Here is a 16,865-nt window from a genome sequence, read left to right as displayed (position 1 = left end):
TCATATAATCGATGTCCACTGGGAGTGATGATTGTTTCTAATAATCCTTTGTTAGACCAAGAACGTACCGTTTGTTTGTCTACACCTAACAATTCCGCCGCTTCTTTAATTTTTATCATTCTTCCCATAAAAACAACTCCCTTTTTGTTATAGAGTATAACAAAAAGAGGGGTGTATGTGATAGTTTTTATTATCTTTTATTACCTTTTATAAATTTTTTTGAAACTGTCGAAACCTCCCATTCAAACAAGGAATTCGAAAGCTGGATAAAGACTGGCTCCATACTCTGTCTTTGCTTCAAATGCTTTGTCACAACTTCTTTATCTACGATAGAACTCGGCCACAGTGGTTTTTCCTTTATGCCATCGTTGCTAAATTTAATAACATTCCCATCTCCATCAACTTCTACTACATGACCTGTTCGTGGCAATGAATATCCATTTACTTCTTGCCTATATTCAATCACTATACTCGCTTTTCTTTCATTTATATAAATAGCTGTACATTCTTTATATGTATGCGATGCATGCTGCTGCAAAAATGCATCCGCAATGATTTTCCCTTGCTCTTTACTTATACTTAGCTTCTTTGGAAAATTTTCTTTATGTATGGATAATTCCATTAACTCTCCTGTTTCTCCCACCATAATAAATGAACATCTTCATTTACTTTTTCATCATCAACAACAAGTTTATAATCATGTGGAATTTCAACGATATGCGCTACCTGTTGCACTCTCTTCCTATCTACTTGATTCATCATATCCCCCCTACGGCAAAAAATATATCTATTTCATATTACACTAAATTATCTTTATTTTGTATAAATGGGATTAGTAGGAATTTGTGAAATTATGGTTGATTCCCAAAAAAGCTCCCATTACAAAAAATATCATAATCACTATTAGCACTATACCGGAACCCCACAAAACCATTTTGCGGACCAACTAAAGAGAATACAAAAAAGACAACAAACTGAAACAATTTGTTCATACGAAATTCACATCAATCGATTAGTATAAGAGTATACAGAGTTTACATACAATAAATTCCATAAAAAAGGAGGGACCTCTCATGAAAACACGTTATCGCTTTATGATCTCATCATTCGCAGCATGTGCGTATATGATTTGGTATTTAGTATAAACAACCTTACCTTCCAAATAAGAAAAAGGTGTGTAGAAAATGGAGTATAACCAAACAACAGTTAACTACTGGAAAGCATTTGTATTACCTTATACATTTGCTCTTGAAGAACTGAAAACAAAATTCGAAATTATGAACCGGGAAGCTCAGTTTTTAGAAGACTACAACCCGTTTGAACATATAAAAACACGATTAAAACAACCAAAAAGTATTATTAAAAAGCTAGAACGAAAAAACTTAGCACCAACCGTCAAAAACGCCCAACAACATTTATTCGATATTATCGGTATTCGAATTACATGTTGTTTCGTGGAGGATATTTATTATTTAAAAAAAGTGATAGAAAAACGCACAGATATGGAAATCGTAGAAGTTAAAGATTATATTGAAACGCCAAAGCCAAACGGCTATAAAAGTCTCCATATGATTATTAAGTATCCATTAGCATTAAATTCAGGAACACAAAATGTTTTTGCCGAAATTCAATTACGTACGTTAGCAATGGATTTTTGGGCAAGTTTAGAACATAAAATGTATTATAAATATGAAGGAAACATCCCCGAGTATTTAAAAAACGAATTACACGATGCTGCCATGAAAGCTGAAGAACTTGACAATAAGATGGCATCTATCCGTCAAGATATCGATGAAATTGAAGCGTGTTCTGAGCGCATTTTATTACCTGTGTAAAAGAAGGAGCTGACTCGAAAAAGGACTAGTCAGCTCCTTCTTTTTATCCTGCTATTCGTGGGCAGCCCCCCACTGATGAAAATTTCATTTTATCCCTTCCCAATTACACGCACATCTTCTATCTTCCATACATCATTTTCTTTTCCTACGGTGTAACTCACTTTCTTTTGAACAGATTCTTCTTTCTCTTTTGTTTCTACAACAGCATAGTCTCCGTCAAAATTTTCTACATTAACATTCAATAGATCGATTTTTTTATTCTTATTTTGGAACTCTGCTTGTTTTTGCGCTTTTGTATCCTCTAACCCTAATGACTTTGTTGAAAATAGTGCCATATGTCCCTCAAAATCTTTCTCATTTATTGTTTGAATATAGGACTCTATTACCTTCTTAATTGCTTGTGCTTCTTTCTCCGGTATAGGCTTTTTCATCTTTTTATGTTTCTCTTCTTTATAAACCGTTTCTTCCTTTTTCATTGTATCTTTTTGCACCTTTTCTTGTGAGCTGCATCCGCATAATTGAAGACTTATGATTCCTACAATCCCCAATGTCTTTAGTATTCGTTTCATCTCTCTCCTCCAAAATAAAAAAAAGCAAGGCAAAGAAACCTCGCTTTTCCTCCATATTAGCGTTTACCTTTATTTGGGTCACCGCCGCCAATAATATCAAATACACGTTTTGCTAAGTTTGTATTTTCTTGAACGCCAGCAAATAAATATTTTCCTGGTCCGAATGCATAGACACCAACGTCTTCACCAGTATGCCCCTCTGTTGTCCATCCTGTATAAGAGCGCTTGTTAAAGATCGCTTCAATTGCATTATCAATTTTTGTCACATCTTTTGACGTTGCAGCATCATTTACTGACTTAATTTCTTCTGGTGTTAATTCTAAATCAATATACTTTTTCAATGTTTCTTCAACATTTGCTCCTTTAGCAATTTCAGCCGCCATAAAGTCAGGTGTACGTTTTGCTGCTTTAATTGGTTTTACATCAAAATTGTACTCACCTTTTGTTCCGAGAGAGAAGCCGCCAGTAGAATGGTCAGCAGTTGCTACAACTAATGTATGTTTATCTTTTTTTGCAAACTCAATTGCTGCCTTAAATGCTCTTTCAAAGTCTTCCATTTCACTCATCGCTGCAACTACGTCATTATCATGACCAGCCCAGTCAATTTGGCTACCCTCTACCATTAAGAAGAAACCATTTTTGTTTTTATTTAAGCGATCAATCGCTGCATTCGTCATTTCTGCTAAAGAAGGCGCTTTATCATTGCGATCAATCATTTTATCAAAACCGCCTGGTGCAAATAAACCAAGAATCTGGTCACTCTTATCATTTAATAGTTGCTGACGATCTGTTACATAGCTATAACCATCTTTTTTAAATTCTTCTGTAAGATTGCGATCTTTTCTTACAAAGTTATTTATACCGCCGCCAAGAAGAACGTCTACTTTATGCTTACCATTAATTTTTTCATCGAAATAATCACTTCCAATTGCATCCATATTTTTCCGACTAACATCATGTGCACCGAAGGCCGCTGGCGTTGCATGCGTAATTTCAGAGGTTGCAACTAAACCTGTAGATTTCCCGCGTTCTTTCGCTTGCTCTAGTACCGTCTTCACGTTTGTTTTGTCATTATCCACCGCTATAGCTGCATTATATGTTTTAACCCCTGCTGACATTGCAGTAGCCGCAGAAGCTGAGTCTGTAATATTTTGATGCTCATCTTCTGGATATGTAACCTGTGTTCCTACAAGGTGTTTATCAAATTCCGTTTGCTCCATCTCAAATGTTTTCGGATTATCCTTCATATAACGATGTGCTGTCATATAAGAAGGTCCCATTCCATCTCCAATTAAGACAATGACATTTTTAATCTTTGCATCATTCTCTTTTTCATCCGCCTTAATGACATCTGAACGCGTCATATTCCATGTAACAACGGAAGTAAGTGCTAACGATGAAACAACTGCAAATGGCCATGCTTTCTTCATAAATTTTTTCACTTTATAAGTCCCCCTAAATTGTTAATTCATTTCCCATTACCCACTGTAATGGAAGACTGTTAAGGTAAAATTAGAAAAATGTAAATGTTTTGTTAATTATTGGTGATTATCGTTACAATGTGTATTTCTTTGTCGCTTCATTTCTTGATCTTGCATTATTTTTTCATGTGAAACGAAATATTTTGAATTCATATGCTAAAATGGATTAGCATATGGAAATTTAAGGGGGATAATATATGAAAGTAAAAACATTAAATAAATCTGATATTTCGCAGTTATTATCTCTTTTTGATGCTGTAGGATGGTTACACGATATTTCGTTTATGAAGGAGCAATTCGAGACATACCTTTCCATCGGCACTTTATTTGGTCATGATAACGAAGGTCAGCTCGTCTCTTGTATTGCTGTTTTTCCATATAAAACAGGGTTTACGTCTATTGGTATGCTTATTGTTCATCCAAATTTTCAGCGAAAAGGATTAGGACGTTCTTTACTAGACATTTGTATAAAAAATGCTCCGCCACTACAACCTGTTACACTCATTGCAACGGATGCTGGTACACCTTTATATCGTACATATGGATTTAACACAGTCACTTCCATTCATCGATTGGAACGAAATAGAAGAACAGCAAAAACGGGTTCCTTCGCTACCCGTACAATCACAAGTAAGGACCTTAATGCACTCATTCAATTCGATTACGAAGCAAGCAGCGCTTATCGCCCCGATCTATATTCAATGCTGTTACATAGAGCACACCTTTCATTAAAAGTCGAAAGAAATGATAGACTTGAAGCTTTCGCGTTATGTATCCAAAAAGGAGATACGTTATGTGTTACTCCACTTATCGCTAGCAATGAAGAGGATGCCTTGCATTTACTGCTATCCATATGTAACAAATGGACCGGAACCGTTTGTATTGATGTTCCACATACACAAAAAAGTTTTAGAGATAAGCTGTTATCATTTGAGTTTGAAGAAACGCTGCTTTCTCCTTTCATGATCAAAAACGGAGAAAATCTTCCTGGTAAGCGTGATTTTATATTTGCCATGATGGATGCAGCGCTATGTTAGAAAGGAGAAAACATTTTGAAACGATGGAAGCTTTACATGCTCAGCTGCATTATTCTCACAACATTAACGAGCTGCAGCTCAATTGAAAAACAAACAAAACAGGCAACACAAGTAAAAGAAACAATTGAAACAAAACTAGAAACGAAAGAAAAAATGATTGAAATTGACGGACAAACGATTTACTTCAAACAAATTGGTAAAAATAAACCACCTTTACTTATGCTTCATGGCTTTGGAGGTTCATCAAATGGATTTAGTGATCTTTATCCTGATCTAGCGAAAAATCATACCGTTATTGCTGTCGATATTTTAGGTTTCGGTCATTCTTCAAAACCGATGGATTTTCGCTATTCCTTTCCAAACCAAGCAAACTTATATTATAAATTAATGAAAAAATTAGGCTATGATACATTCGCTATATTAGGACATTCTATGGGCGGAGAAATTTCTTTAAATGTAACGTACTTGTACCCAGATGCAGTAACCCACCTTATTTTAACGGATGCAATAGGAGCAGAAACTTTACAACACGGGAAAGGATCTCCAAAACCAAAGTTATCAAATGATTTAAGTACAGTCTCTATTCCGAAAGAATTTCACGAAGAAGAGGTAAAGAATAATCGTGACGATACAGCACATCATGACGAGCTCGGCAAAATGTGGCCGCGTCGTTTACGCATTAATGCAGATGAACTCCAATTGCCAACATTACTTATTTGGGGAAGACATGATAAAAGCGTTGCCTGGCAAAAAGGCGAAACGTATCATCAATTCTTAAAAAACAGCACATTTCATATTATCGAAGAAGGCGAACATGCACCGTTTCGTCAACAGCCGAAAGAGTTTATGAAGTATGTTGATGAATTTTTCAAACAACACCCTACTACTAAATAACAGACATCCAATATATATAGATACAAATTAAAAAACTAACATAAAACCCCTTTTCTTTTTCGGCGGGCGAGAGCAACTGGCCATGCATAGAATCGTTCAGGGCCTATTTCTGCCACATGCGCAGCGAAAACCAAAAAGAGCAAACAAGTGCAGGTTCCCTTTTTCATAGTAGCAATCTATATGTAAAAAAATAAATTGGATTTATATATATCTACTAATTATCAAAGGAGAGAAACGTGCTAATTCTCAATTCAGATTAGCACGTTTTCTTATTACGTATATAATTGAAATGTCCTCGTTTCATCATCTAACAATTTCGCTTCTTCAAATGCAGTATGAATCGTTTGTTCATGATTGATCATTCCATAAAACAAACGTACTAAGAACATCAGTGCAGCATTTCCATCTACATAATCTATTGAACCTATATACACGTTCGCACCGCTATTTAAAAATGCTTCTGCTAGCGCTTTATCTCCTAGTGTACATCCGCTATTTATAACACTTTTATGCTGTAATCTCGCATACCGCTTCACTTCTGCTGCACCAAAATTCCCTTTTGGTTCATCTTCCTCATACACATCTTCACCTAGCTCACCCATGATGAATTCTCCTTCATCACCATGAAAACATAGCACAATATACTCCATATCTTCATATAAACTTTTCCCAGAAAGAACATCGATAAAATCTTTTGGCCTTCCAATGTAATATGTAACCACTCTTGCTCCGAAATATTCAAGAGCTTCTCGCAACGCTTGACCTTCCTTACCAGAATCATAGCCAATTACTAATGCAACATTCATTGAAATACCCCCATATCTTATAGTTTTATTTCATATACTCCCGTCTCCTCTAAAAAATCCTCCCTTGTCAACACTTGTTTCACTATATATTGCCTATATGCTGTAATCGTTCCATCATGAGAAACAATAACCACACGTGATGTTTCTAACGTTTTACACCATTCTATGAAGCTACTAGCAGCTTTACAAAATGCAGACTCTACAATCGTATTAATCCCATTTCTCCATAACCCTTCATTATGTTCTTCTGCTATTAAAAATTGCGGAAATAACTGCTGAATGCTCTTTTGACTTAACATCTTATCACAAGGCAATGTTCTTGCTCCTTCAAGGTATGGAAAAATACGTGGTGAAATATACGGATGAACAACTCTCCTACAAGCAACTTGCTCACTCCATAGCGCAGCTGTCTGCAATGTTCGGATCGTTGGGCTTGCAATCAATATATCACTCTCACATAGAGGCAATTTTTCTCGCAGTGCTAATGCCTGCTCTCTCCCTTTATCCGTAAGGGATGGATGCACCATTTGCAAACTATGTGGCAGATTGTTTGTATGCTCTCCTTCTCCGTGCCTTACAAAAATAAGCTTCATACTAAAAACCCTTTCTATTTCATATTAAAATGAACTCTCTCCTTCACTTTATCCTTCTCCTCTTTACAAAAAAATCCTCTCTTTATGTAAAAGAGAGAATCAACGTATATATAAATTTAAGGGGGAAACAGAGTAAGATAGTTCCATCCTTACAGGAGTTAAGCATCTATACAACGAATGTAATACGTTACATAACAATAGAAATGAGTGATAACAATGATTCGCGAAATTACAGAAGCAGATGCAGCTCCCTTTTTGAAACTATGCCAAATCATTGATCAAGAAACAGACTTTATGTTATTTGAGCCTAATGAGCGAAACTTTACGATTGAAAAGCAAAAATCTATGATTCAATCTCTTCTCTCTCCGTATAATTCAACACTTCTAGTAGCTGAGAAAGATGAGCAATTTGTTGGATATATAATGGCTCGCGGCGGAGCAGTAAAGCGAAAGCAACACGCTGCATATTTAGTCATTGGCGTACTTCAAGAGTATGGAGGTCAAGGAATTGGCAAACAACTACTTCATGAAGTTGAACAGTGGGCCCGCACACAACAATTACTGCGTCTAGAATTAACAGTCATGTCTCATAATGAAAGAGCAATTGCGTTATATAAAAAGATGGGATTTGTGATGGAAGGTGAAGCAGTACATGGTGTAATTGTTGATGGACAGCCAAGAAATGAATATTATATGGCGAAAATTTTATAAAAGACTTAGGTGATGCGAAATGAATCCTTTTTTTATCGATATATGTAAAGTACAGCCAAGTCAATTGTTTCTAAGCAATGACAAAATCATGAGATTGCAACAAACTTTTTCACCGCCTGCATTTACTTTCCATACGCCATTACCAGTTAAACAATTAGACAATAAAATTATTTTTACAGATGGTCATACCCGTGCATATTTATATTGGCAAGCTAATATAAAAGAGATTCCGGTATATTGGGATGACGATCCTTTACATTATGACTTATACAAATTATGTGTAGATTGGTGTCTATCAGAAAAGATTTTTCATATCGGTCGTTTACAGCATCGAATTTTACCTCATTCAAAATATGAAGTTCAATGGATACAACGCTGCATAAATGCTGAAAAATCTATGACAAACTATACACTCTTCTAATATGCGTCTCTGCAAACAGAGAACGCATATTTTATTCTTTTACCGATACAACATTTTCCCAATCTCGTTTCTCATAATAGTTTGCTGCTTCGTCTATGTTGTGAATCCATTTTCTCGCTTTTGAACCTTCTGCATTGGCAATCCACATATCAGCTTGCTCTCCGTTAGAGCGTATCCATAGGATTTGATTTGTGTTTTTAATATAGTATGGATAATAATCTCCGTATCCTTTTGATGGGGTTGTTATTTGAAGTTGCTGTGTATTCGCAACATTGAGTTGATATAGTGAAGGCTTTGGACGTTGCTTTGAATCATTGGGCCACTTCGCTTCCTTTGCTCTGGAAATTGTAATCAAAATATTATTATTCCAAGTAAAATCCCAATCAACATAACCTTTTGGAGTGAAAGTAATTTGCTTAAAAGCAGGAAGTTCTTTTAATTTTAAATGTTTATTTTCGACGATAAAGCGCCCTTCTCCTTCTATGTATGCAAGAATATTTTTTGACGGGGCCCATTGAAACCATTTTGGTTGAATCAACATGTGATCAACTGCTTCAAACCGACTTCCATCTGCTCCGATTATACATAAGGTATTACTATCCATTGACCAAGAGGCAGTTGGTGTTGCTAAAAAGGAGATCCATTTTCTATCAGGTGACCATTTGAATAAACTTGCTACAATTGCAAAAAATTGTGGTGATTCTTTCGGTAAGATGTAAAAATGTCTAATCTTACTTCGATCTAAAATTGCATTAAGTGGTACTTGAAATAACTCAGCACCTGTCCATCCTGTTGGTAGTAAATGAGACATAGAAGAAACGAGAAATTTATTCCCATCAGGATACCAACCATAATCTCCCACACCAACTGATACATTCTCAATACCTTTTTGTGGATTTTCTACATCGTATATATTCAAAACACCCCCAAATTGAAAGGCAATGATATTTTGCTTTGGTGACCATTGATAGTTAGTTGCATCCGCTCGGAAAGGTATCACCTTTTTCCCATCTGAAATTCGGTATAATTCAAGCTGGTTTGCATCTTTTCCTTTTGCATAAGCAAGCCACTTCCCATCATATGACCACTTTGGATTCGCGATATGTTCTCCTTTTGTTACCTGCTTTTCTTTTCCATCTATTTTTATCCAGAGATTATGATTACGAATAAAAGCAACTTGTATTGGTACACTTTCCGCATAACTACTTGAAACCGTGCTAAAGAAAACACAAACAAATATGAAAAACTGAAGCATACTCTTAAGCATATGAATACCTCACTTTATAAGCTTTGCAATTCTCTGCATTCCTTTTATGAAAAATAGCATACTTATTCCCCATGATGAGCCGGCAAGTCCAATATAAATTGAATTAGATTCCGACTCAAACACATCTCCAACAGGCGGTTTTTGTAAAATATGTACCCAATATACAATCTCAAAACTTAGAAATATAAGATGACTAAAAAACCAGCCATATACACTACATTTTGTTTTCCACCATAGCAGTGCAACAATAACAAAAGACAATAATAAAAAGATTGTTGCCCCGTATATTAATGATGATAATACCTCTTGCTCCATTGCCATAATTATCCCCTACCTTTTTCTTATAGCATTTCGCTACTCAACCAAAGAGTATGCAAAATTTATTAAAAACAAATCTTTATCACGTTCACCTAAAAAAATTACAAGTAGGTTAGTACTACAATTTTTTCTATTTGCCCCAAAAAGAAATATTAAACAATTCGGAATCTTGTGATAAAATTAAAAGCGCTTACACTATTTTAAAAGGAGCGATGCGTGTACAACATGTAACATCTTATTTTTTCAGTTAGAAGGAGGATGTATATATGACCAAAAAAACAGAAATTCCATCACATTTAAAACCGTATGTATCAAAGCAGCATTACGATCAATACACACCAATTGATCACGCTGTATGGCGCTACATTATGAGACAAAATCATAACTTTTTAAAAGACGTTGCACATCCGGCTTATGTAAATGGATTGCAATCTTCCGGGATTAACATAGATGCCATTCCAAAGGTAGAAGAAATGAATGATTGTTTAGCACCAAGTGGTTGGGGCGCGGTTACAATTGACGGATTGATTCCTGGTGTAGCATTCTTTGATTTCCAAGGACACGGACTTCTACCTATTGCGACAGACATTCGCAAAGTGGAAAATATTGAGTATACACCAGCTCCAGATATCGTTCATGAAGCAGCTGGTCATGCCCCGATTTTACTCGATCCTACATATGCAAAGTACGTGAAATTGTTTGGGCAGATTGGAGCAAAAGCTTTTTCTACAAAAGAAGAGCACGAATTATTTGAAGCGATTCGCCAATTAACAATTGTAAAAGAAAGCCGCACATCTACACCAGAAGAAATTATAGCAGCAGAAAATGAAGTAGCAGAAAAGCAAAAACATATTTCCGGCCTATCAGAGGCAGAACAAATTTCACGCCTATTTTGGTGGACTGTCGAATACGGGCTAATTGGAGATCTGCAAAACCCGAGAATTTACGGTGCTGGTCTCCTTTCATCTGTTGGTGAAAGTAAGCATTGTTTAACTGATGCAGTCAAAAGGGTACCTTTCTCTATTGAAGCATGTATTCAAACAACTTACGATGTAACGAAAATGCAGCCGCAATTATTTGTTTGTCAGTCGTTTGAAGAACTTATTGATTCACTTGAAGCATTCTCAGAAACAATGGCATTTAAATTAGGCGGTACAGCTAGTTTAGATAAAGCACTGCGCTCTGAAAGTACAGCAACAGTCGAGCTAAATAGCGGATTACAAATTACAGGAACGCTCGCTGAAATCGTAAAAGATGAAAACGGCGAAACTATTTATATGAAAACAAATAGTCCTACGGCATTAGCAATTCACCATACACAATTACAAAATCATTCTACAGCAGTACATCAAGACGGCTTCGGTACACCAATTGGCTTATTACAAAATGATCTCGCATTAGAGTCTTGTACGGATGAAGAATTACAAGCATTAGGAATCGTTATTAGTAATAAAGCTGAGCTTATTTTTAAAAGTGGTGTACATGTAACAGGGACAGTAAGCGATATAATTAGAAATAAGGAAAAAGTTGCTGTCATTTCGTTTACAAACTGTACAGTAACACTGAAAGACCGCTTATTATTTGATAAATCATGGGGTACATTTGATATGGCAGTCGGTTCAGCAATTACTTCCGTATTTCCCGGAGCAGCAGACCCAGCAGCATTCTTCCCGGTGGATGACGAAGAAGAAGCAACACCTGCACCACGAATTCAATCCGAACTAGAAAACATGTACGAAACAATTCGTAACATTCGGGGTGAAAGTTCACTACATGAACAGCACATAGAACAACTCATCGCGATTTATCACGTACTAGAACGATTTTATAAAAAAGAATGGTTACTGCGCCTAGAAATTTTAGAGTTATTACAAGAACATAAAGTAGAGAAGCCAGAACGCGAAGCATTGTTCCAGCAACTTTCATCCTTTACAGATCATGAAGCAGTACAGCGTTTAATCAATAACGGACTTGCCTTACTTTCCATAAAGGATGTGAAAAATAATGCAACGACTAACTAATGAAGAAGTACAAGAAGAGTTAATGAAGTTGGATAAATGGACAATAAAAGATGAAAAATGGATTGAACGAAAATACATGTTCTCGGACTATTTAAAAGGTGTCGAATTTGTTTCTGAAGCGGCCAAACTATCAGAAGAACGCAATCACCATCCGTTTATCCTGATCCAGTATAAAGCGGTAATTATTACGTTATCATCATGGAATACCAAAGGATTAACAACACTCGATTTTGAAATGGCAAAGCAATTTGATGAGATGTTTTTACAGAATGAAAAAGCGATAGTTCGATAATTTCCAGTGAACCAGCCAGAAACTTTTCTGCTGGTTCCTTTTCTGTAATAAAGCATCTATGAGGAAAGGAGGAACATCATTGAAAAAACTTATTCTCGGTGCATTTGTTGGCTGGCTAATCATTAGTTTCTTCACAAACAATTACAATTCAAGTTACTTCTTTCTTTTCATACTAGGGGCAATTTCTGGTTATGAAATTGGGAAGAAAGAATAAATAATAGTATTTCGTACTTATAACATTGGTGAAATAATTGCTTTTTCATACATAACACATATAAAATATTTCAAATTTATGGTTGTTTGTATAAATTCACAAATCGCTGCTATGCAGAAAAGAAATGACGGCTACTTGCTTTCTCCCTTTGTTTTAGAACCTTGCATGTGGCAGGAAAAGGCACTGACCGCTCCTATGAACGGCCAGATGCTCTCGTCCTCCCAAAAAAGAAAGGGTTTTTATATTGTTTTTTCAACTTATATACATATAGATTAACCTTTTTTCAAAATCTTAGCTTTTAAGTAACGATCTACAAACCCTTCTGCTTTTACAACAAACAAATACAAACCCATTGTTAATAACGCTAAGTCTAATTCATATCCTGGATGTTTTCCATCTCCTAATAAACCAAATGGTCCATTCACTTTAACAATTGCCCCAACTAAAATAAGTGCAAATAATAATCCTACGTATCTTACACCTAAACCGATAATTAATAACGCACCGCCAACTATCTCTACTGTTGCAACGCCATATGCAAGACCGCCTGGCAAACCAATACTTGTAAACCAACCTGCAATATTATCGATTCCTGCTTGAAATTTCTTTAAACCATGAGCAAAAAATATAATTCCTAATACAACTCGAATAATTACATTACCAATATATTGATTCATCTTTTCTCTCCTTTTTGTTTTGCAATACAAAACTTTTATTAACAATACAAAACATACACTAATTTTTTTTATTCGTCAATTAACTTTTATTGAGAAAAAACAAAAAAAGTTTGCTATGATACAACTATCTGTTAGTAAAAAGGAGCACGATTTTTATGAATATCGGTTCGACAATACGTGAAATCCGCCAGCGCAGAGGAATTACTATTGCGCAAATATGTGAAGGAACAGGGCTTTCTAAAGGATTTATGAGTCAAGTGGAAAACAACAAAACATCTCCGTCGATTCTTACCCTTGAAACAATCGCTCATTTTTTAAATGTTCCTCTTCCTTATTTATTGTTAGAGCAAAAAGATCGGATGAAAATTGTAAAAAAAGAAGAACGGAAATATAGTATTTACGGAAAAGATCAACAAAAAATTGAACATGTGGCCGAGCAAGGCGGACTGCGTTTATCATTAGTAGAAATTCCAGTTGGCCTTCCGAAAGAAAATACACCGAATGCTCATGAAGGTGAAGAATGCCATCTTGTCTTGCGCGGAAAATTAGAAGTACAACATGGAGAAGATATTGCCATCGTAGAAGAAGGAGATTCGTTTTCTTGGAGCGCATGTGTACCACATATCGTTCGTAATATTGGTGATGAAGCTGCACTTCTTCTTATCTCAAGCCATTCTGAAAATCGAAAACATGTATATTGACGCATTGTGAACAAATTTGTTTGCAGTGCTTTTTATAAATATCATAAAACGAGCAGGTTGTTATTTCACTCACCCGCTCGTCTCATTGCATATACGAGAACATCCATATCATGGAGTACAACTGTCTTCTCATAAACCATACCTGTCTTTCTTGCTACAAAAATAGAAGCTGGGTGATTCGGATTAATAAGAGAAATAAGTTTCTGAAGCTTTAATACTTGAAAGCCATAATCTCGAAAAGCTGCTGCGGCTTCTTTTGCAAATCCATTTCCCCAGTACTTTGGGAGCAGCCAATACCCAACTTCAATCTCTTCTTTCCCAGCAACGCGTTGCCTAACAAGTCCTGCATGTCCCATCGGTTCTCCCGTTTCTCTATGTAACATTAAAAATAAACCAAGTCCACATTCATATCCTGGTAAAACCCAGCTCTCGAGATTTTTTTTACATTGTTCATACGTTTTTGGAGTCCCTTTCCCGATATAACGAATTACTTGATCATTTCCCCATAAAGAAGCGTAAAAATCCAAGTCATCCATTGTATATTTACGAAACTGTACACGGTCTGTATGAAACATATCCTTCCTCCCTTCTTGTCGATTCTCTTTCTATAACCGAAATAGGTAATTGTATCTTCTGTACACCTTCACCTTGTGAGTGTTTATGTAATAAAATAATAGAATGCTTTGCCATACTTGCAATCGAGGTGGAAACTGTCGTTATACTAGGACTCATCATCACTGACAGCTCCTGATTATCAAATCCAATCACACCAAAATCTTTTGGAATATAAATCCCCATTCGCTGTGCTTCCATAATCATTCCAGCAGCTATTTCGTCACTACCTGTAAACATTGCATCAGGGGCATTTTTCATGGATTGCATCATCTGTAGCACGCGTCTTCCATCTCTTAATCCATAACAATTCGGAAGTATCCATTCCTGTTGCAATAATAGACGATACTCACGTAAAGCCTTTTTATACCCTTTATACCTTTTTCGCTGTGCCTTGCTTTTCAATGTATCGTAACAAAATCCAATGCGTTTGTATCCTTTTTCTAAAAGATGCTTTGTTCCTAAATACCCTGCCAGTTCTTCATCAAATTGAACTGTTGATATCAATTCTGTTTCTACGTGCTCATTGCATATAACAATCGCACCTGAAGTACTTACACATTCGATCTCCTCTATCGGCAAAGAAAGTGTCGCAAAAATAAGCCCATCTAGCTTCTTTGTTCTTACGTAATGAATAAAGTCTCTTTCTCTCTCTGGAGCATAATTTGATTGTAATATCACAACGTCATAACAATCTTCTTTTAAGATATTACTTACTTCTTGAATGAATCGACTAAAGAATGGATGGTATAAATTCGGTACTACTACACCGATTAAATTTGTTTGAAGGCGTCGTAAATCTTTTGCTACCGCTACAGGGACATAATTTTTTTCATCAATAATCGCTTGCACTCTTTCTCTTAATTCTGTTCGAACATACGGATGATGATTGATTACACGAGAAACGGTCGCTTTCGAAACTCCAGCTAATTTGGCGATATCTTCAATTGTAGAAATTTTGAATCTCTCCCTTGACCTGTAATCCATTTCAGAATGTACAGTATATAGTAAGCTATATATCTATTATAAATGGAGTGACCTTAAATATGGGGAAAATTCAAATTTCAGGAGAAATCATTCATGCAAAAGCTGTTGCTTTCGATAAGGACGGTACGTTATTTCAGGCTATCCCGTTTTGGTATGAAATTGATAGACTAAGAAAAGATAAATTTTCACAAATCGTCGGTGAGGGATACGAGTCACTTTGGGAAAAAGCAGTTGGTTTCGTACATCCTGATCATGTTGATTTTAAAGGATTAATAGCAGTGGCCCCTGAAGAGGATGAAATCATTGTTACCGCAAGCTTGTTATATCAAATTACAAAATATCCATGGCACCACTGTAAAGAACTTGCCGCTGCTATTTTAAAAAAAAGCGATGAAGAGTTATGCATCGAAAATGCTTTTCATCCGATTGAAGGAGCAGCTGATTGTATAAGCTCCTTACAAAGGGAAGGCATTTATACAGGAATTTTAACATCGGACAATAAATTAAGAACAAAGAAATGTATCGAACTTCTTGACGTCCCGCCTTTACATTTTCTTCTTACTCCAGAAGATGTAACACGCGGAAAGCCGAACCCAGAGATGATTATAAAAACATGCACACAACTTGGCATTGAACCAAAGGAACTCGTTATGATTGGAGATACTGTTGTCGATGTAAAAATGGCCAAAGAGGCCGGGAGTATTGCTGTGGGGATTGCCAATCACGAACATGCAATAGAAGAATTAACACCATATGCGGATTTTATCATTACAGATTACACCGAAATTCAAGTGTTAACTAAAAAAACGCAGTAAATATATATATCCAAATTAAAAAACCGACATAAAAACCTCTTTCTTTTTAAGGGAGGACGAGAACATCTGGCCCTGCATTAATGCGTTCAGGGCTTTTTTCTACCACATACAAAGTTTAAGGGCAAGTGCAGTTTATTTTGCATAACGGTTATATGTTGAAATTTAAAATGGGTTGTATAACTTAGAGGAATTTAAAGGGGAAGGAGACTGCTTTTTCTCCTTTATACTAATCGGTAAATCTCTCACATCTTATTGTAAGAGATTTACCGCACATAATAATCTAGTTCACTTCAACTGCTGCATTTTCTGCAAGTACAACTTCATACATTGATACTTGATTACCAAGTATATAGTCCTTCTTCTCGCGTTTCCCACTATGCGCACGGCGAAATGCTTCGCCTTTTGTCCACAATGTAAATGCTTCTTTATTTTCCCATGTTGTACATATCCGGTATTCTTCGTACTCTTCTAATCCTTCTGTTCGCAAAATTTCAAGCCTTACAAACCCCGGAGATTGTTCAATCCCTTTTCGCTCTCTAAAGCCTTTTAATAACGATTCTCCAAATCCAGGTTGTATACGAATTGCATTTGTAACAACGTACATATTCACATCT

General features: G+C 36.0%; 23 protein-coding genes. 10 read left to right on the top strand and 13 right to left on the bottom strand.

Features of this window, described 5'->3' with window-relative positions; all coding sequences use genetic code 11:
• The 3 genes from H280_RS26985 to H280_RS25690 form a co-directional block, all read right to left on the bottom strand.
• Positions 1-119 (bottom strand): MerR family DNA-binding transcriptional regulator (locus tag H280_RS26985; protein ID WP_442852819.1); only part of this gene is annotated, 119 nt, incomplete at its 3' end.
• A 71-nt stretch (positions 120-190) separates the two neighbouring features.
• Positions 191-622: a YcdB/YcdC domain-containing protein gene (locus tag H280_RS23385; RefSeq protein ID WP_020060896.1), complete on the bottom strand. Its 432-nt coding sequence runs from the start codon at positions 620-622 to the stop codon at positions 191-193.
• Entirely contained in the window at positions 622-762 is a 141-nt protein-coding gene (locus tag H280_RS25690; protein ID WP_155894988.1) for a hypothetical protein, read from the bottom strand. Before H280_RS25690 ends, H280_RS23385 begins: the two co-directional genes overlap by 1 nt.
• Before the next feature lie 422 nt (positions 763-1,184).
• Here H280_RS25690 and H280_RS0109540 point away from each other — a divergent pair, with 422 nt between their 5' ends.
• On the top strand, positions 1,185-1,835 hold the full coding sequence (locus H280_RS0109540; protein ID WP_020060894.1) for a GTP pyrophosphokinase: 651 nt from the start codon (positions 1,185-1,187) through the stop codon (positions 1,833-1,835).
• An 89-nt stretch (positions 1,836-1,924) separates the two neighbouring features.
• Here H280_RS0109540 and H280_RS0109535 read toward each other — a convergent pair whose 3' ends face one another.
• Both H280_RS0109535 and H280_RS0109530 read right to left on the bottom strand, forming a co-directional pair.
• Positions 1,925-2,404: a hypothetical protein gene (locus H280_RS0109535; protein ID WP_020060893.1), complete on the bottom strand. Its 480-nt coding sequence runs from the start codon at positions 2,402-2,404 to the stop codon at positions 1,925-1,927.
• 56 nt (positions 2,405-2,460) lie between these two features.
• Positions 2,461-3,846, bottom strand: coding sequence for an alkaline phosphatase (locus H280_RS0109530; RefSeq protein WP_020060892.1), 1,386 nt, complete (start codon positions 3,844-3,846; stop codon positions 2,461-2,463).
• A gap of 236 nt (positions 3,847-4,082) precedes the next feature.
• Between H280_RS0109530 and H280_RS0109525 the strand changes: the two genes are divergently transcribed.
• Positions 4,083-4,922 (top strand): GNAT family N-acetyltransferase, encoded by an 840-nt coding sequence (locus H280_RS0109525; RefSeq protein ID WP_020060891.1) that lies wholly within the window; start codon positions 4,083-4,085, stop codon positions 4,920-4,922.
• 15 nt (positions 4,923-4,937) lie between these two features.
• Positions 4,938-5,816, top strand: coding sequence for an alpha/beta fold hydrolase (locus H280_RS0109520; protein ID WP_020060890.1), 879 nt, complete (start codon positions 4,938-4,940; stop codon positions 5,814-5,816).
• A 272-nt stretch (positions 5,817-6,088) separates the two neighbouring features.
• Here the strand turns inward: H280_RS0109520 and H280_RS0109515 are convergent, their stop codons facing one another.
• Together H280_RS0109515 and H280_RS0109510 are read right to left on the bottom strand one after the other, a co-directional pair.
• Entirely contained in the window at positions 6,089-6,622 is a 534-nt protein-coding gene (locus H280_RS0109515) for a hypothetical protein (RefSeq protein WP_020060889.1), read from the bottom strand.
• Between the two features lie 17 nt (positions 6,623-6,639).
• Positions 6,640-7,215 (bottom strand): histidine phosphatase family protein, encoded by a 576-nt coding sequence (locus H280_RS0109510; RefSeq protein WP_020060888.1) that lies wholly within the window; start codon positions 7,213-7,215, stop codon positions 6,640-6,642.
• A gap of 216 nt (positions 7,216-7,431) precedes the next feature.
• Between H280_RS0109510 and H280_RS0109505 the strand changes: the two genes are divergently transcribed.
• Positions 7,432-7,926, top strand: a complete 495-nt coding sequence (locus H280_RS0109505; protein WP_020060887.1) for a GNAT family N-acetyltransferase — start codon at positions 7,432-7,434, stop codon at positions 7,924-7,926.
• Positions 7,927-7,945: 19 nt separating this feature from the next.
• Positions 7,946-8,347 carry a hypothetical protein gene (locus H280_RS0109500; RefSeq protein ID WP_020060886.1) on the top strand — a complete coding sequence of 134 codons (402 nt, stop codon included), beginning with the start codon at positions 7,946-7,948 and terminating at the stop codon, positions 8,345-8,347.
• Between the two features lie 31 nt (positions 8,348-8,378).
• Here H280_RS0109500 and H280_RS0109495 read toward each other — a convergent pair whose 3' ends face one another.
• Positions 8,379-9,614, bottom strand: a complete 1,236-nt coding sequence (locus H280_RS0109495) for a TolB family protein (RefSeq protein WP_020060885.1) — start codon at positions 9,612-9,614, stop codon at positions 8,379-8,381.
• A 9-nt stretch (positions 9,615-9,623) separates the two neighbouring features.
• Entirely contained in the window at positions 9,624-9,935 is a 312-nt protein-coding gene (locus H280_RS0109490) for a hypothetical protein (protein WP_020060884.1), read from the bottom strand.
• Positions 9,936-10,198: 263 nt separating this feature from the next.
• Here H280_RS0109490 and H280_RS0109485 point away from each other — a divergent pair, with 263 nt between their 5' ends.
• From H280_RS0109485 to H280_RS0109475, 3 genes are all read left to right on the top strand, one after another.
• Positions 10,199-11,953 (top strand): aromatic amino acid hydroxylase, encoded by a 1,755-nt coding sequence (locus H280_RS0109485; protein WP_020060883.1) that lies wholly within the window; start codon positions 10,199-10,201, stop codon positions 11,951-11,953.
• Entirely contained in the window at positions 11,934-12,245 is a 312-nt protein-coding gene (locus H280_RS0109480; RefSeq protein ID WP_028411178.1) for a 4a-hydroxytetrahydrobiopterin dehydratase, read from the top strand. The genes H280_RS0109485 and H280_RS0109480 overlap by 20 nt, the downstream gene beginning before the upstream one ends.
• Before the next feature lie 79 nt (positions 12,246-12,324).
• On the top strand, positions 12,325-12,459 hold the full coding sequence (locus tag H280_RS0109475) for a hypothetical protein (protein ID WP_020060881.1): 135 nt from the start codon (positions 12,325-12,327) through the stop codon (positions 12,457-12,459).
• A 272-nt stretch (positions 12,460-12,731) separates the two neighbouring features.
• On the opposite strand, the gene H280_RS0109470 is transcribed toward H280_RS0109475, so the two are convergent.
• A complete protein-coding gene (locus H280_RS0109470; RefSeq protein WP_020060880.1) occupies positions 12,732-13,136 on the bottom strand; it encodes a DoxX family protein in 405 nt (134 codons plus the stop codon).
• A 155-nt stretch (positions 13,137-13,291) separates the two neighbouring features.
• Between H280_RS0109470 and H280_RS0109465 the strand changes: the two genes are divergently transcribed.
• The gene (locus tag H280_RS0109465; RefSeq protein ID WP_020060879.1) at positions 13,292-13,837 is read left to right on the top strand and encodes a helix-turn-helix domain-containing protein; all 546 of its coding nucleotides are present in this window, start codon (positions 13,292-13,294) and stop codon (positions 13,835-13,837) included.
• 65 nt (positions 13,838-13,902) lie between these two features.
• Here H280_RS0109465 and H280_RS0109460 read toward each other — a convergent pair whose 3' ends face one another.
• Both H280_RS0109460 and H280_RS23380 read right to left on the bottom strand, forming a co-directional pair.
• Positions 13,903-14,412: a GNAT family N-acetyltransferase gene (locus H280_RS0109460; protein ID WP_020060878.1), complete on the bottom strand. Its 510-nt coding sequence runs from the start codon at positions 14,410-14,412 to the stop codon at positions 13,903-13,905.
• The gene (locus H280_RS23380; protein WP_081625644.1) at positions 14,381-15,436 is read right to left on the bottom strand and encodes a LacI family DNA-binding transcriptional regulator; all 1,056 of its coding nucleotides are present in this window, start codon (positions 15,434-15,436) and stop codon (positions 14,381-14,383) included. Before H280_RS23380 ends, H280_RS0109460 begins: the two co-directional genes overlap by 32 nt.
• Before the next feature lie 59 nt (positions 15,437-15,495).
• Here H280_RS23380 and H280_RS0109450 point away from each other — a divergent pair, with 59 nt between their 5' ends.
• Complete coding sequence (locus H280_RS0109450) at positions 15,496-16,251, top strand: HAD family hydrolase (RefSeq protein ID WP_020060876.1); 756 nt, start codon at positions 15,496-15,498, stop codon at positions 16,249-16,251.
• A 280-nt stretch (positions 16,252-16,531) separates the two neighbouring features.
• Here the strand turns inward: H280_RS0109450 and H280_RS0109445 are convergent, their stop codons facing one another.
• Positions 16,532-16,855: an antibiotic biosynthesis monooxygenase gene (locus H280_RS0109445; RefSeq protein ID WP_020060875.1), complete on the bottom strand. Its 324-nt coding sequence runs from the start codon at positions 16,853-16,855 to the stop codon at positions 16,532-16,534.
• Positions 16,856-16,865 lie beyond the last annotated feature (10 nt).

This window comes from Bacillus sp. 123MFChir2 (genome assembly GCF_000383235.1).
Classification (GTDB): Bacteria; Bacillota; Bacilli; order Bacillales; family Bacillaceae_G; genus Bacillus_A.
The sequence above is the reverse complement of the archived record's forward strand: the minus strand, read 5'-3'. Positions and strand labels throughout refer to the sequence as shown.